Consider the following 2185-nt stretch of genomic DNA (forward strand, 5'->3'; position numbering starts at 1 on the left):
CGCTGCCGACCGCGACACCCCGCTGCTCGTCGCCGACGCCGACCTCGACCTGGCCAGGCCGCCCGCCCACGGGACGGCCGCGTGGATCGACTTCGAACTCCAGTCGCCCGCCTACTACGCGCTGCTCATCGAACTGGCCGGGGCGGCCCCCGACCGGGACCGCACCGAAGGGTTCCTGCCGCACGAGATCGCCGAGCGGGTCAACGCCCAGCCGCTCGACCCGGCGCACCGGCGGGTCGCGCTCCGCGGCTACCAGGAGTTCGGGGCCAAGTTCGCGCTGGCCCAGCGCCGCACCATCCTCGGCGACGAGATGGGACTCGGCAAGACCGTCCAGGCGGTCGCGGCCCTCGCCCATCTGCGGGCCGAGGGGTACACGCACTTCCTGGTGGCCTGCCCGGCCAGCGTCCTCATCAACTGGACCAGAGAGATCACCGCGCGCAGCACGCTGCGCGCGTTCAAGGTCCACGGGCCCGACCGGGAGCTCGCGCTCACCGAGTGGGCGAAGGCCGGGGGAGTGGCCGTGACCACCATCGACGGGCTGCACGCCCTGCCCGTCGGCGCGGTCGGGATGCTCGTCGTGGATGAGGCCCACTATGTGAAGAACCCCGAGACCCGCAGGGCGCGGGCCGTCGCGGCGTGGGCGGCGCGCACCGAACGGGTGCTGTTCCTGACCGGGACGCCGATGGAGAACCGGGTCGGTGAGTTCCGGAACCTCGTCGGAATGCTCCAGCCGGGGCTGCGGATCGACACCGAGGACGCGGTCGCGGGCGCGCAGGCGTTCCGTCGCGCCGTCGGCCCCGCCTACCTGCGCCGCAACCAGGAGGACGTGCTGACCGAACTGCCCGATCTGGTGCAGGTCGATGAGTGGGAGGAGTTCAGCGGGCCCGATCTGGCGGCCTACCGGGCGGCCGTCGAGGCGGGGAACTTCATGGCGATGCGCCGGGCCGCCTACGCGGTGCCGGAGAGCTCGGAGAAGCTGGAACGGCTCCGGGAGATCGTCGAGGAGGCGAAGGAGAACGGCCACAAGGTGGTGGTGTTCTCGTTCTTCCGCGACGTCCTGGCCACCGTCCTGGCGGCGCTGCCGGGGGCGTTCGGGCCGATCGCGGGCGATGTCGCGGCGGCCCGGCGGCAGGAGATCGCCGACGAGTTCGCCGCCGCGCCCGGCCACGCCGTGCTGCTCGCGCAGATCCAGGCGGGCGGGGTCGGGCTCAACCTGCAGGCCGCTTCGGTCGTGATCCTCTGCGAGCCGCAGGTGAAACCGACCATGGAGAGCCAGGCCGTGGCACGCGCCCACCGGATGGGGCAGGTGCGGGCCGTCCAGGTGCACCGGCTGCTGATCGCCGACTCGGTCGACGAGCGGATGCTGCGGATCCTCGCCCAGAAGAAATCCCTGTTCGACGCCTACGCGCGCCGCAGCGACCTCGCCGACGCCGCGCCCGAGGCCGTCGACCTGTCCGACCCGGGCCTGGCCCGGCGGATCGTCGAGGAGGAGCAGCGTCGGCTGGCAGGTGATTAGCCCACCGAGACGAGTGGCCGGACGGTCTCCTGCCGGGTCCGGAACGTGCGGGGCAGCACCACCGCCGCCAGCAGGATCAGCGCCTCGCCGATGAGGAACGCCGCCAGGAACGCCGCCCGCGCGTCGGACGCGACCCACGTCGCGAACAGCGCGCCGCCGAGCGCCAGGACCACGGTCGAGAAGAGCTGGTCGCCGAGCTGGAGCGCGGAACTGTTCGCGCCCTGCTCCTGCGGGGCCGACAGGGCGAGCATCTGCGCCGACAGGGTCGGGTAGGAAAGCCCCATCCCGAACCCGGCGGCCACCCAGCCCAGCAGCAGCACCGCCAGCGGGACGGCGGGCAGGACCGTCGCGACGGCCGCGGTGATCCCGATCGCGACCAGCGTCACACCCGTCCTGAGCTTCGCTTGGGGGCTCAGCCGGAACGCCGAGCGGCTCTGCAGCGCCGAACCGGCGACCCAGCCGACCGCGCTGACCGTCAGGCTGATCCCGGCCTCGGCCGTGGAGTAGCCGCGCTCCCTGGTCAGCAGCAGCGGGATGAACACCTCGGCCTGGGTGAACGCCGCGCCGAGCAGCCCGCGCGTCACGATCAGGCTGGGGATGCCGGGGGCCGCCCGGAACGTGCCGGGCGGCAGGATCCGCGGCGCGGCCGCCACCAGGACGGCCAGCGCC

2 protein-coding genes are annotated in these 2185 nt (G+C 73.4%); one reads left to right on the plus strand and one right to left on the minus strand.

The window, feature by feature from the left end:
• A partial coding sequence (locus ACYVE7_RS32950) for a DEAD/DEAH box helicase (protein ID WP_460370361.1) occupies positions 1–1516 on the plus strand: 1516 nt, incomplete at its 5' end.
• Here ACYVE7_RS32950 and ACYVE7_RS32955 read toward each other — a convergent pair.
• Positions 1513–2185, minus strand: a 673-nt coding sequence (locus tag ACYVE7_RS32955) for an MFS transporter (RefSeq protein ID WP_460370362.1), incomplete at its 5' end; no start/stop codon positions are given. The two genes, ACYVE7_RS32950 and ACYVE7_RS32955, sit on opposite strands and share 4 nt — an antisense overlap.

The organism is Actinocorallia lasiicapitis (assembly GCF_054778695.1).